We start from the raw sequence: 14848 nt of genomic DNA on the forward strand, positions 1-14848 counted from the left end.
ACATTTTAATACTTTACTTTGTTATTTTTCTATATGTCTAAAACTCCTTCATTTCTAATGCAAAAAATAAAAGCAGATATTCATTATCTTTTAGAAAATGATATTTTTTGGAGGGCTGTTTTAGTTGGATTAGGTTCTTTTTTTCTTTTAGTTTCTTTTCCATTTTATCCACAGATAGTTTCTATTATCTTGGCTGTATCTATTGGGTATATTAGTACTAAAAATCCTTCTTTAGCTGTTTTATTGGGTATATTAATATCTTTTCCAGCAGTTGCATATCAATCAACAATGTTTGCTTGGTTATTTTTATTGGTTATAGCAGTTACTTTATTTGAGATGTTTAAAAATTGGCATATAATTGCTATTTTAGAAATATTAATATTAGCTCCTTTTGCACCTTATCCATTTTCTTTTTTTGGAGGATTTATTTTTCTTTTAATGGTTTTATCCGTATTATATGTAGGCTCAAAAAAATCATTATTAGTTTCTTTACCTGCTGTCTTTTTGATTTTATTATTATCAAGTATTTGGTATGTAGAAAATTCAGCATTTATGCCTTTGAATATACAGAATTATCTTCCTATTGAAGAATCTCTTCAAAATTCAAAAGATATAACCTCTTTTAAAACTGTGTTTTTAGATATTGGACAAGGATTTACTCAAGTATTTAATTTCGGAAATATATACGGCATTAATAAAGTGTTTTTTAAAACTGTTTCAAATGTTTTTAAATTATTAATTGAAGATAGTGCTTTAATACAAATTTTTATTTGGGGTATTGTTTTATTTTTGATAGCAAAAATACCTGGATTTATTAGAAAATGGAGATATAAACAAACAATTGCATCTTTGTCTTTATTTTTAATTCCAATTGTGTATTATTTAATATCTTTAGAATATGGTTATGTATTTAATCAAATGATTTTTGTATATGTTATTTTAACAGTGATTATCGTTTTTATTTTAGAGAAAAATAATGTAAGTCTAACAAGAGAAAGAACTCTTAATTTACAAGAAAGAACAAAGAAATTTGGTTTTGGAGAATTTGGAATAAGGGATTTTGAAGAATCTTCAGGAGCAAAATCTTTAGATGATATAGGGAATTATGATAATGTTAAAGAAGAATTAAAGCAGTCAATAATTACTCCATTAGAACATAGAGATATTGCTTATACATATGGAATTAAACCCCCAAGTGGAATTTTATTATTTGGACCTCCTGGATGTGGAAAAACATTATTAATGTCTGCTTTAGCTCAAGAATTAGATTTTGGTTTTTATTATATTAAAGCAAGCGATCTTTTATCAAATCAATATGGTGAATCTGAAAAAAATATTGCTAAATTATTTGATATGGCAAGAAAAAGTGCACCTTGTGTATTATTTTTTGATGAAATTGATGCTCTTGCTAAAAGAAGAGAGTTATTTAATGATTCAACCGGCCCACGTGTTTTAAGTTTATTTTTACAAGAGTTAGATGGATTTAAAGATGTTAAACAAACAATTATTATTGGTGCAACAAATGTACCTAATTTAATTGACCCCGCATTATTGCGTCCAGGCAGATTTGATAAAATTATATATATGTCTTTACCTGATGAAGAAGCAAGAGAGAAAATATTTAAAGTTCATACTAAAAAACTTCCTTTAGAAAAAACACTTTCTTTTAGTAAATTATCTAAAAAAACAAGAAGATATTCTGGTGCAGATATCGCAAATATTTGTAAAGAAGCAAAGTCTTTAGCTGCAAAAAGAGCATTTAAAATTAAGAAAGTTGTTCCAATTGAATTAAATGATTTTGAAGAGGTATTAAAAAATATTAAACCAAGTGTTTCATTAAAATCTTTAGAAGAATATGAGACATTTAGAATGGATTTTGAAAGAACGATTTATAAAGAAGAAATTCAAGAAACTGAAGAAAAAGTTAAATGGGAAGATGTTGCTGGTTTAGAAGAGGTTAAGAAATTATTATTAGAAACAATAGAAGTTCCTTTATTACATCCAGCTTTGATTAAAAAATACAAAGTCTCTCCCTTAACAGGATTATTAATGTTTGGTCCGCCAGGTTGTGGAAAAACTTTAATAATTAAAGCAGCTGCTAATGAATTAAATGTTTCATTTTTGAATATATCTGCGCCTTCATTATTAAAAAGAGGGCCTGAATATGCAGTAGCTGAAATTAAAGATATTTTCTTAAGAGCAAGAGAACAGTCGCCCTCAATTGTGTTTATAGATGAAATTGATACAATTGGAGAAGCAAGCGTATTTGGAAGAACAGTAATAGGCCAATTATTAATTGAAATGGATGGGGTTAAGAAATTAGAAGGAGTTATGATAATAGGAACAACTAATAAACCCTGGTTTTTAGATCCAGCATTATTGCGTCCAGGTAGATTTGATAGAGTATTATATGTTCCATTACCTGATTTTACTGCAAGAAGGAAAATGTTAATATCTCAATTATGTGGAATTAAAGGTTCTGATGAATTAGATTATGATAAAATCACTAAATTAACAGAAGGATATACAGGTGCAGATATAACTGCTATAACACAAGAAGCTAAAATGGAATTAGTAAGAAACATATTAGAGAATACTGAAATATCATTAAATAATGAATTATTTATTAATGTAATTAAAAGAATAAAACCTTCATTGAGTGTAGAACACTTGCATAAATTTGAAGTATTTAGTAATAAACGTAGTCATGATAAAAAGTAATATATTATATATTAAATACATATTATAATGAATTCATGATGAAATGAAAACAATTTTGTGTATATTTCATGAAAGGTTTGTTAATAAACATGGTAGAAGACGTAAATGGGTTTTGAGCTTTATTCTCAGAACTAAATAAAATGTTAAAATATTGTTCTCTCGGTGAGTACCAATATATGTTTGACAAATAACGAAATGCTTTTTAGTATATAGCAACTTTTGTTTATACTTTTACATAAGGTTTAAAAAACTTTACATAGAACTTCATTGTAAGAATAGCGCTATTGAGCATAGCGTATTCTATTGATGCGGATAAAAAAAATAAAAACAATCATCGCCGATAATATTTATCAATATCCGCTATATAGGCGATGAATAAACCAGAGGTGGTTTTGTGAAAGGACTAAATGTAAAAAAAATAGCAGCACTTGCAATTGGTGCATTATTCGTTGGTAGTGCAGCAGTAAGTGCAAGCAAATTAATGTACGAGGATACAACTTTGGTAAGTGACAATGGTGTACCACAAGTATCAGTTTTGATACCAGGCGCATCAACAGCAGCTATGACTGATGGAGTAGCAGGCGCAAGAATTGCATCCAAATTAGCAGCTGAGTCATACAAAGAAGTAACCTATTCTGCTGAATTAACAGGTACAGCAGTATGCGGCGCAGACGAAGGCGCAGAGGGTTCATGCCCAGTAACAGACAAAAGTGTATCAATGACTATAACATCCCCAGGAATCCAAGGTGCTTATACCTTCGAAGCTAGTATTTATGATGTATTAGATCTTGATTTAAATAACAGAGCAGGAGATGAAACAACACCAGAAGATGAATTAGGTGGAGACGATAATGAAGATGATGTATCACCTTTCTTTGAAAATACTGGAGATACTTTCTTAGGATTAAAAATCGATAGTGGTTTTACACCATTTGTAGATTACGATGTAACTGCTGGTTCCTTTGAAGTGACAGAAAAACAATACACATATTTAGAAGGTATAACTAATTATGAAGTAGACAGTGTTCCTTTTGGTGATTTTAGCCAAATAGTTTATTCAGTAAAATTCTTTTGGTTAGAAGATCAAGGTATTCCAGTTTGTACAGAAGCAGACCACAATGATTGGGGTTATTGTTTAATTTCTGGCGAAGAAACAAAAGAAATGGGATCAAAAAGACCAACAATCAAATTGTTTAATGACTATTGGCATATAATTAATATGGATCCTCCAGGTACAGATGTAACAAATGATGATGACAGAGTATCTGGTGGTTCAATAACCTTGGCAAAAGAAGCAGCATATGGAATAATTTCAGTTGGAGAACAATTAACTACTGAAGATTATTATGTACAATTAGATGATATTTCAGTAGGAACTGGTGCAGGATTCGCACATCCAGCTATTGTATCTTTAATTGATAAATCTACAGGAGAAGTTGTAGAACAAACACAAATAAATCCTGGCAATACTGAAGATATGGGACCAAGTGATGAAATAGCAGTACATATATATCAAACAGCTCCTGGTATTACCTTAACTTCTAAATGGGCAGAATTAGCTGTTTATTCAGAAGAATGGGAATTAGATGATGGAGATGAAATAGAAGATAATGAAGATTGGTTCATCAGTTTATACTGGAAAAATAGAGATGGTGCAGCAGCAGACGCAACAACAGACGGTTCAGAAGAAGACCCAGATAATTTAAGAGAAATTGTCTTTTATAATGATGATTCTTTTGAATTATCAGAAGGAGAAACATACAATATTATGGATGATCCAGTAGCATTTGATTTAACATATGATGGATTATCAACAGAAGATATGACAAAATTAACTTTTGAATTTGCAAAAGATGATCCAGATGAATGTACTTGTGATGCAGCAGGAGATTCTGATTGTGAAGTCAATGAAGCAAAAGCAGAAGTTTGGTTAAAAATCTCAACAGCATCAGATGAATTCGAAGGAGAAGGAGCTAATGATGGTAATATCATTTATGTTGCTTTAGAAGAACAAACTGATGCAGATGCATTTGGTGCAGATGTAGCAGGACATACATGGGAATCTGGTGATGTTTGGGTTTATGATCCAAATGATAAATGTGTTGAAGAAGATGGAGAATATGCAGATACTGAAGATTGGGAAGCAACCTATGATACTGCAGGAGACAATGGAGTAGTTGAACTAACATTCAATGATGGTGGATTAGTAGCACATTGGGGAACAGCAGCAGTAGACACAGCTGATGGAGATTATATTGATATAATCTTTACTCAAGAAGTAGGAGAAGTTGATTCAGCAGAAGATACATCTACAACTGCATTTACAGTATACAGAGATGGAGATGATTGGGAAATTAGAAATACAAATGCTGATGATGACCAACAAGCTGTTTATACAGTAAATGGTTTTGCAGCAAATTGCCAATTAGATGACTTTGCAGAAACAGTTGAAGATGATTTTGTAGATATCAGAGGTACTGAATATTCATTAACTTCAACAAAATATGAATTTAATGTACCAAAATCTGTAAGAGATATGTTATTCACCTTTACAACACACGGAGATGAAGCAACACCTAATACAGCAACATGGACTGCAAATGAAGGAGACAGCCAAACATTCGCTGACACAACCATTACAGTAGATACAATAACCTGTACAACAGGCGCATGTACTGTAAGTGGAGCTGGAGCAGCTGGATGTGCATACACTGGAGGATTAGAAGCAATTATCTCTGGTGAAGGCGCAGCATCTGTAGCAGGTATGGCACCTGGAACAGTCAATCCAAGTTCTCTAATTATGTTGGATACTGAAGGCGCAAGTCTATCCGGAAACTTCGTTTCTGTAGCAGGACCTGTAGTCAACACAGTAACAGCAAGAGAATTAACTGGAGCAAATGCACACGACTTTAACGCACAAGCAGTTTTAGTCAAACAAATCGCACCAGGAAAGATTGTTGTAGCAGGTAGAGATGCAGCTGATACATTAACAGCCGCAAATCAATTCATAGCTGCAATGCAAAGAGTCTAAGACTCTTTCCCTTTTTTTCTTTTTTATTTTTTAAATCTGATTTTGAAACTAAGCCGGAAATCTACTATTTAGAAGTGTTTATAAATAATATTTACTAATTTTTATTATAATTAAAAATATTCTCCTCCATATGCGGATTGAAACATTAATTATACACACAAATATAAAAGATAGGGGAGTATAAAAAGAGAGATTGAGAGTATGGATAAAGAAACTGAAAAAATGTTTAAAAATAAAATAGAGTCATTAATTAAACAAGGAGAAAACACTAATATAGAATTTAAAGAATGCAAAAATTTAATAAATAAAAATATTTATGAAACAATTTGTGCTTTTTTAAACTGGGAGGGAGGAGAACTGTTGATTGGCGTTTCAGATACTGGTGATATTATTGGAGTTAATAATGTTTCTCAATTAAAAAAAGACATAGCAACCACAATAAATAATCCACAAAAACTTAATCCTGCTGTTTATTTAACTATTGATGATTTACAACGAAGAACTTCCTTTGCCTAAAGGCAAAGGTATAGTTCATTCGTTGTAAATATATCAAATTCGGCAATTCCTCCAACACCTAAAGGTGTTGGTTTCCTTGCCGAATTTTATATGAAATTGAAATGAAAGGGAAAAAATTATTATATATTTATACTCCAAAAAGTTCACAAGTTCATAAATGTAATGGAAAAATATTTATTAGAAATGAAGATGGAGATTTTGATATAACAAATAACCATACATTAGTAACTAATCTTTATATAAATAAACAGATCGAATATACAGAGAATAAAATTTATCCTTATTGTGAATTGTCTGATTTAAGAAGTGATTTAATAGATAGAGTAAGAAAAATGACTAATACAAATCATCCGTGGAAAAAATTATCTGACATTGAATTATTAAAAAGTGTTAAATTATATACTAAAGATTACCAAACAGGAAAAGAAGGTTTTACTCTTGCATGTATATTATTATTTGGTAAGGATGAAACTATTATTTCAGTACTTCCTCATTATAAAACAGATTTACTTTTAAGAATAAAAAACAAAGATAGATATGATGATAGAGAAGATATCAGAACAAATTTAATTGATAGTTATGAAAAAATTATTGCTTTTGCACAGAAACATTTATCTGATCCTTTTTATCTTGAAGGAACACAAAGAGTGAGTTTAAGAGATAAGATATTTCGTGAAATCGCATCAAATATTTTGATTCACAGAGAGTACTCAAGTGCTTTTCCAGCCAAAATTATAATTGAAAAAGATAGAATTTATTCAGAAAACAGTAATAAACCACACCATAGAGGGATAATTGATATTAATAATTTTTCTCCATATCCAAAGAATCCAGTAATTGCACGAGTTTTTAAAGAAATTGGCTTTGCGGATGAGTTAGGTTCCGGAATTAGAAATCTTAAGAAATATGTTAAAATTTATTCCAATTCTATTCCCCAATTAATAGAAGAAGATATTTTTAAGATAATTATTCCAATTGATGAGGAAGTAATGATGAGAGTGGGAAAAGATAAACAAAGTTCGGAGAAAAGTTCGGAGAAAAGTTCGGAGAAAAGTTCGGAGAAAATTCTAGAATTAATTAAAACAGACAAACAAATTAGTTCAGTAAGTATAGCAGCAAAACTTGGACTTACTTCAAGAGCTGTAGAAAAAAATATTGCAATTCTTAAGAAGAAAGGTATTCTTCGCCGTATTGGTCCTGATAAGGGGGGTTATTGGGAAATTGTTAAGAATACAAAAAAATAGTTTCCGCTGACACATTAACAGCTGTGCACTTTTAATTTCATTAAAAGGCATGCCTTTTTGCCAAAGGCGAAAAGAGCACAGACCAATTCATAGCTGCAATGCAAAGAGTCTAAATTTAAGTCAAAGTTTCTTTGACTGCTGTAAATCTTTTGAGATTTACATTAGACCCTTTTTTTCCCTTTTTTTTTATTTTTTAAATCTGATTTTGAAATGACTCTTTTTAAAAACTCAAAATAAAAGTTTAAGTATCGTAATACTCAGTATTGTATTACTTAAAATTTGTTTTTGAATGTTAAACAAAAATACATACATTTTTAATCATTTATTGATACAATTTATTACATGAATTTTAGTAAAGGAATGGTAAATTCTCTTTTAGTTTTTACATTAATTGGTATTATACTACTTGCAATGTCAAGTTATTTATTTATTCAGAATTTTAAATATGCAGATACTTTAGCATTAGAGAATAATTATTATAAAATGCAAGATATCAAGCATTCAATAGTTTTAGCTTCTAAAAAAGGAGCAGAAGAAGGAGAGATAATATATAAAATCAAATATGAAGCGTGGAAAAAATGTGTTTGTGTAAGCTGTTTAGAAGAACCTACAAATTGTGTAATTCCTAGTTATTATTCTTGTCCTGTATGCGGGGATGAACCCTCATTAGAAACTGAGATAAAACAAAGAATAGTTGAACATTTATCTTCTTTGAATAACTATTATGAAAATGAAGAAAGATATTCTATTAGATTATGGTGTGGTGAAGCAACACAAGGGCAGTTATCAGATTTAAGCTGGCAAATGAAATCAGATAAAACAGCAAAAATATATTCAAATTCTATCGAAAATTGCCATGATTATTTTTCAATTTATACAAACGCAGATGGAACAATCACAATAAAATTTCAAAAACAGGATTTTTATCTTCAAAATACCCATAAAATTATTGGAATAAGTTTGTATGATTTATATACAGATATTTCAACAGTAGCATTTATTCCTAATACGGAGGAGTTTGATATTATATGGATCTAAAAGGACAAAGCACATTAGAAGCATTAATTTCCTTTACAATTCTTATATTAATAATAGGAATTGTTTTTTCTTCAATAAATACATCACATACTTCTGAGTTAAATAATAATAAGATGATTGAAGCAAAAATGGAATTAGAAAATATAGCATTAAGGTCAAATTTTATAAGTACTTCAACAGCTCCATATACAAAAACACCTTTTGTTATTCCTGCATATATTGGATATACAGGAAATGAAATTACAAAAGATATTGAAGGCAAAAAAATAAGTTCCCCAGTTTTATCTGAAATTGTTTGGGCTTTTGGTGATAAAAGATATGTTGTTAATAGGCTTGATGGAGAACCAATATAAAAAAGGTCAATTTGCATTTGATTTAGCTATTGCAGTTGTAGTGGTAGCATTTATTTTGTATTTTGGATTAACCACAGTAGCAGAAATTCATAATTCAAATGAAAAAAGTTTGAATGAGCAAATTATTTATAATAAATTAATTTCAGCTGCGGATTATTTAGTAAAAGTAGGTGCAGTTGAAACAAAAGAAATTTATAATTCAAAAGTAATTTATCATCATGAAATTACTGCTGAAAGTTTTAATAAAATTGGGGTTGACGAACTAAAAAATAAATTACAGTTAAAAGAACTTAAACTGGATTTTTGTAAAATTGAAGGGTGTAATACTTTTTATGAAGATAATTTGTGTATAAATAGAATTGTTTTATATAATAATGAAACTTCTATTTTAAGGGTGTGTGGAAAATGAAAGGGTTAATGTCATTTGAAGCAATTTTTTCTCTTACTATATTAATTTTTTTTATAAGTTCATTAAGTTTATTGAACACAAAATATATTGATACAACGTTATATGAATATCAATTATTAAATGATATTTTAGAAGTGACAGAAAAAAATGGAGGGATGGAAAGATTGTCTAATGGGGATATAAATGTCATATATGAAATGCAGGATTTAGCTAAATCCCAAGGATATTGTTTAGATATTAAAACAGAATTAGAAAGTAGGTCATTAAATGATTTAATATTAGGTATCGAAATAATTAATCAAGATATAAATTTAGGCAGTTATTCTTCTTGTTATAAAAAAGGAAATGTTATTTCAACAAAAAGAACAATACCTACTTATTTAGGCGGAATAATTATTTTAGAAGTCGAGATGCAAAAACAATAGATTTGTTTTAATTCATTTTGTTTTATTAAGTACTTATGGTTCTAATTGTTTTTGAAGGTATAGATGGTACAGGAAAAACCACACAAATAAAAAAATTTTTTAATGAATTAATAAAAACCGAATTGCCAACACATTTTTATAAATATCATAAGCCCTTTAAAAATAGTGAAATAAATAGACATTTAAATGAAAGAGTGAAACATTCGGCGAAATCAATGATGAATTTTTATTTACGAGAAATGAAAAGAGACATGCCTTTAATAAAAAAAGAAAATAAATCAGGATTTATTTTAATTGATAGATATTTTTATTCTACTATCTCATATCAAGGACAGAGTTTAGGAATAGAAAAAATTATTGATGAAATTAAAAAAAGAGATTTGTTAATTCCAAATTATGTAGTTTGGTTTGATATTGGTCCTAACATAAGTGCTGAAAGAAGAAGAAATGCAACAGGTTCAAATATTTTTGAAAAAGATTTTAAAATGCAAAGTAATTGTAGAGAAATATATCAAAAACTTTATGAAGAAAAACCCTTTGGTGCTACGTGGATTAAAATTGATATTACTAATAAATCTATAGAAGAAGTTTGGGAAGAATTGAAAAATATTCTTTTAGACCCAATTTTAAAACAAACTAAAACTTTATAAAGACAATTAAATATGAATATTATACTTTTTACTAGTGTTAGTCTTATTTGATGTGTATCAAAAAGACCTCGCTTTACTCATTACATTCGTAAAGCTCCGGTCTGTTTTGCTGTTGCAAAAAGACCTCGCTTTACTCATTACATTCGTAAAGCTCCGGTCCACTTCAATTGTTCTTGAAGGGACCAAGCAAAAAGTTTATACTTTTTGCTCCGGTCGTCTAGTCCGGTCAAGGATACTAGGCTTTCACCCTAGCGACCCGGGTTCAAAAGAACTTTCTATTCTCAATAGAGGAGATTTAGAGTTTTCCCTTTTCTTTGGGGTAAACCCTAGACCTTTCTTTTCGGGAAAAGAAAGGGATTGGGAATCCCGGCCGGAGCACTTTTTATATTACTATTTATACGGGCACTTTATTTAACAAAAATCGATAATTTTATATATTTTTGTGCCCATACAAATAATGTGGTTTATATAGAGAAGCTTGAAAGGAGAGGCAAAATCTATTACTATATTACAAAAAACTTTAGGGTTAGCGATAAAAAATGGAGAAAAATAAGAAAGTATATTGGTGATAAGCCCCCATCTAAAGAACAAATAAAAAATGCAGTTGAAGAAATTGAAGCTGACGCATTAAAGAAAGGCTTCATCAAACCAACTTCTAAATATACTTGTTTGAGCAATGAAGAAGTTGAGAAATTACAGGATTTAAAAGAAATTTTTAACAAAAGGTATGGTAAATTAAGTACAGTTGAAAGAGAAAAATATGAAGAAGATTTTATTGTGAGGTTTACTTATAATTCAAATGCAATTGAAGGAAATCGTCTAAGCCTTCGTGAGACAAGTATGATACTAACTGAGGGTATAATCCCTACTGGTGTCACTCAAAATGATTTTAATGAAACAATTAATTCAAAAGATTGCTATGAATTCATAAAAATGTATAAGGGAGGTTTCAATCAGAAGTTTTTGCTTAATATACATAAGATAATCACAAAGAACACTAATTGTAAAATTATAGGCAAGTACAGAACTCACGAAGTTAGAATTTCTGGTTCTGAGTGGGTGCCTCCTAATCATAAAAAAGTTAAGGAGGAGATGAGAAAACTTTTCCAATGGTATTACTCCGCAAGAAAGAAACTGCACCCTATTGAATTAAGTGCAATTTTGCATAATAAATTAGTTCGAATTCATCCTTTTGCTGATGGAAATGGAAGGACATCTAGGGTCGCAATGAATTGGATATTATTAAAAAGCAAATTTCCAATGTTTTACATAGAATTAAAAGATAAGATTAACTATTACAAAGCGATTGAAGAAGAAGGGGATAAAGGCAATAATGAAGAAATAGTACATTACATTGCCAAAGTGTTGGTGGAGCAGCATACATTTAAATCATATAAGTAAATAGTAGGTTTGAATCCCGGCCGGAGCACTTTTTTTTAAATTATTTTTTATAAAATTAATTCCAATCCACAAAGCATATCAAATTTAAGATACGTTTAAAAATATATATTGTAAATTATTATTAAAGAGGTGAAATCAAATGATATTTTGGATACTCGGATTAATTATAGCTATCATATTAATTGCAGTAATAGTAATTTATAATGGGTTAATTGTAGCTAGAAATAGAGTGGATAACGCTTGGTCTCAAATTGATGTTCAATTAAGAAAAAGGTTTGATTTAGTACCAAATTTAGTTGATACTGTAAAAGGATATGCAAAGCATGAAAAAAGTGTTTTTACAGAAGTAACAAAAGCAAGAGCTTCATTAATGAAAGCCGAAACAATTGAACAAAAAGGAAAAGCAGATACTCAATTAGCAGGTGCATTAAAATCATTATTTGCAGTAGCAGAAAATTATCCTAAATTACAAGCAAATGAAAATTTCAGATTATTGCAAGAACAATTAGAAGGAATTGAAAATAAAATTGCTTATTCAAGACAATTTTATAATGATTCAGTGATGGATTTTAATAATAAAATACAAACATTTCCAAATAATATGTTCGCAAATATGATGAATTTTACTAAAAAACAATACTTTGAAGCAGGAGAAGAAAAAGCAAGAAAACCTGTTAAAGTAGAGTTTTAAGGTGAATTTAAATGGAAATGTACAAACAGATTAGCCATAATAAATGGCTTTCTACTTTTTTAATTTTTATTGTATTTGGTATTTTAGTGGGATTAGGTTTTATACTTAGTTTTGTTTTTAATGATCCAAGTGTGTTAATAATAATTGTATTTTTTTCAGTAATTTATGTTTTTATATCTTATAGATTTAGCAAAAATATTGTTTTAGCTTCAACAGGAGCTAAAAAAGCAGATCCTATAAAAGATGCTTATCTAGTTAATACAGTAGAAGGATTAGCATTAGCAGCAGGAATACCAAAGCCAGAAGTTTATATTATTGAAGACCAAAACCCAAATGCTTTTGCTACTGGAAAAGACCCCAAATCCTCAGCAATTGCAGTAACAAGAGGATTATTAAATATTATGAATAGAGAAGAATTAGAAGGAGTTATATCGCATGAATTAGCGCATATTAAAAATTATGATATTAGATTTATGACTTTAACAGCAGTTCTAGTTGGTTTAATAGCAATTATAGCACAATTTTCAACAAGAATGTTAATATTTGGCGGTTCTGGAGATAGAAAAGGAGGGCACCCAATAGTTTTAATTATAGGAATTTTATTTATGATTTTAGCTCCTATTTTTGCAACTTTAGTTCAATTAGCAATTTCAAGAAAAAGAGAATATTTAGCAGATGCAACAGGCGCACAATTATCAAGATATCCAGATGGATTGGCAAATGCATTAGAAAAATTAAAAAAACATGATACAAAAATAAAAACAGCCTCAAGTGCTACTGCACCTTTATTTATTGCAGAACCAATAAAAAAAGGATTTGCAAACTTAATTTCAACGCATCCTCCTTTAGATGATAGAATTAAAAAATTAAGGAATATGTAGATATATCAAAACCTTTATATATCTTAATATGTATATATTGTTTATGCTGTCAAGTTTTTTAACCTCAGAGAAAAATATCAAAAAAATAATAAAAAAGAAATTTTCTATATTTATCCTGTGGATGTTAAAAGAAAAATCAGATACTGGATATGAATTAATAAAAAGACTACACAAAGAAAACATAAAAATTACTTATTCTCAATTATATCCTTTATTAAATTCTTTACATAAAAAAGGATATATCAAAAAAATTGAAGATAAAAAAAATAAAAGGAAAAAATATGTATATAAAATAACAAAAGAAGGAGAAGAATGTTTTAGGAATGTAAGAAAATTAATTACCCCAACATTAGAAAAATATATGTTATTTTTATTAAAGGCGAAGTAAAATGAAAGAAAATTTATTAAAAATCGAAAATGTTAAAAAAAGATTTTTGCTTGGTGAAATTCCAGTCGATGCTTTGAGAGGAGTATCATTAGAAATAAAAGAAGGAGAATTAATTAGTATTGTAGGACCATCTGGGAGTGGAAAATCTACCTTATTAAATATTATTGGATTATTAACAGAACCTACAGAAGGACAGATAATATTAGAAGGAAAAGATATATCTAAATTAAATGAGGATGAAAGAGCATATTTAAGAGGAAAAAAACTTGGTTTTGTTTTTCAAACATTTAATTTAATACCTACTTTTAGTTCAGTAGAAAATGTAGCAGTTCCTATGATGTTTTATGGTTATTCTAAAGAAGAAAGAACAAAAACAGCAGAAGAATTATTAAGAAAAGTTGGTTTAAGTCATAGATTAAATAGCAGACCATCTCAATTAAGCGGAGGTGAAAGGCAAAGAGTTGCAATTGCAAGAGCATTAGCAAATGAACCGGATATAATTTTAGCAGATGAACCAACTGGAAATTTAGATTCAGAATCAGGAAAATCTATTTTAGATTTATTTTTAAAATTAAATAAAGAAGGAAAAACAATTATTTTGGTTACACATGATCCAAGAATACCAAAATTAACAAAAAGAACAATTCATATTAAAGATGGTTTAATAGATAAAGAGGTGAATAAAAAATGAAAAAAAGTATTTTAGTAATGTTTTTATTAGTTTTAATATCTACATCTATTTTTGCAGATATACAAATTTCAAATTATGAGGTTCTGCCTTCAACAGCAAGACCTGGTGTCAAAGGAACAGCAACATTGACAATTACAAATGGAGGAACAAATGTATTAGAAAGAGTTACTGTATCAATACAGCCTTCTTCAGGAATTGAAGCTAAATCTTCTGTATATATTGGAGATATGGAACCTGATGGTACTTCTTTAATTTCAGTTCCATTTACTGTTAAAGATAATACTCCTTCTGGTGTTTATGCATTAAGAATTATAGTAAGGGGAGCTGAGCAAATAACTAGTGGAGCAGATAATTCTCTTTCAAGAGCTATTGATATTCCAATATACGTTAATAGACCGCCTTCATTATC

General features: G+C 29.1%; 15 protein-coding genes and 1 tRNA gene. All 16 read left to right on the forward strand.

What is annotated here, in order from left to right; translation table 11 throughout:
* Positions 1-33: 33 nt before the first annotated feature.
* A complete protein-coding gene (locus WC356_04010) occupies positions 34-2721 on the forward strand; it encodes an AAA family ATPase (protein ID MFA5382307.1) in 2688 nt (895 codons plus the stop codon).
* A gap of 394 nt (positions 2722-3115) precedes the next feature.
* Positions 3116-5752, forward strand: a complete 2637-nt coding sequence (locus WC356_04015) for a hypothetical protein (GenBank protein ID MFA5382308.1) — start codon at positions 3116-3118, stop codon at positions 5750-5752.
* Positions 5753-5953: 201 nt separating this feature from the next.
* Complete coding sequence (locus WC356_04020; GenBank protein ID MFA5382309.1) at positions 5954-6268, forward strand: ATP-binding protein; 315 nt, start codon at positions 5954-5956, stop codon at positions 6266-6268.
* Between the two features lie 101 nt (positions 6269-6369).
* Positions 6370-7512, forward strand: coding sequence for an HTH domain-containing protein (locus WC356_04025; GenBank protein ID MFA5382310.1), 1143 nt, complete (start codon positions 6370-6372; stop codon positions 7510-7512).
* 342 nt (positions 7513-7854) lie between these two features.
* Positions 7855-8550 carry a hypothetical protein gene (locus WC356_04030; protein ID MFA5382311.1) on the forward strand — a complete coding sequence of 232 codons (696 nt, stop codon included), beginning with the start codon at positions 7855-7857 and terminating at the stop codon, positions 8548-8550.
* The gene (locus WC356_04035; GenBank protein ID MFA5382312.1) at positions 8541-8903 is read left to right on the forward strand and encodes a hypothetical protein; all 363 of its coding nucleotides are present in this window, start codon (positions 8541-8543) and stop codon (positions 8901-8903) included. Before WC356_04030 ends, WC356_04035 begins: the two co-directional genes overlap by 10 nt.
* Entirely contained in the window at positions 8869-9312 is a 444-nt protein-coding gene (locus tag WC356_04040) for a hypothetical protein (GenBank protein ID MFA5382313.1), read from the forward strand. The genes WC356_04035 and WC356_04040 overlap by 35 nt, the downstream gene beginning before the upstream one ends.
* Positions 9309-9737, forward strand: a complete 429-nt coding sequence (locus tag WC356_04045; GenBank protein MFA5382314.1) for a hypothetical protein — start codon at positions 9309-9311, stop codon at positions 9735-9737. The genes WC356_04040 and WC356_04045 overlap by 4 nt, the downstream gene beginning before the upstream one ends.
* A 35-nt stretch (positions 9738-9772) precedes the next feature.
* Entirely contained in the window at positions 9773-10387 is a 615-nt protein-coding gene (gene tmk / locus WC356_04050) for a dTMP kinase (protein MFA5382315.1), read from the forward strand.
* A 206-nt stretch (positions 10388-10593) separates the two neighbouring features.
* Positions 10594-10765 (forward strand) — tRNA-Glu (locus WC356_04055).
* An 81-nt stretch (positions 10766-10846) separates the two neighbouring features.
* Positions 10847-11788 (forward strand): Fic family protein, encoded by a 942-nt coding sequence (locus WC356_04060; GenBank protein ID MFA5382316.1) that lies wholly within the window; start codon positions 10847-10849, stop codon positions 11786-11788.
* Between the two features lie 139 nt (positions 11789-11927).
* Positions 11928-12479 (forward strand): LemA family protein, encoded by a 552-nt coding sequence (locus WC356_04065; GenBank protein ID MFA5382317.1) that lies wholly within the window; start codon positions 11928-11930, stop codon positions 12477-12479.
* Positions 12480-12490: 11 nt separating this feature from the next.
* Positions 12491-13360, forward strand: coding sequence for a M48 family metallopeptidase (locus WC356_04070; GenBank protein MFA5382318.1), 870 nt, complete (start codon positions 12491-12493; stop codon positions 13358-13360).
* Between the two features lie 43 nt (positions 13361-13403).
* A complete protein-coding gene (locus tag WC356_04075; protein MFA5382319.1) occupies positions 13404-13748 on the forward strand; it encodes a PadR family transcriptional regulator in 345 nt (114 codons plus the stop codon).
* A gap of 1 nt (position 13749) precedes the next feature.
* Complete coding sequence (locus WC356_04080; protein ID MFA5382320.1) at positions 13750-14439, forward strand: ABC transporter ATP-binding protein; 690 nt, start codon at positions 13750-13752, stop codon at positions 14437-14439.
* Positions 14436-14848: hypothetical protein (locus WC356_04085; GenBank protein MFA5382321.1), on the forward strand; the 413-nt coding region annotated here is incomplete at its 3' end. The genes WC356_04080 and WC356_04085, both read left to right, overlap by 4 nt.

The organism is Candidatus Micrarchaeia archaeon, assembly GCA_041653315.1.
GTDB lineage: Archaea > Micrarchaeota > Micrarchaeia > Anstonellales > JAHKLY01 > JAHKLY01.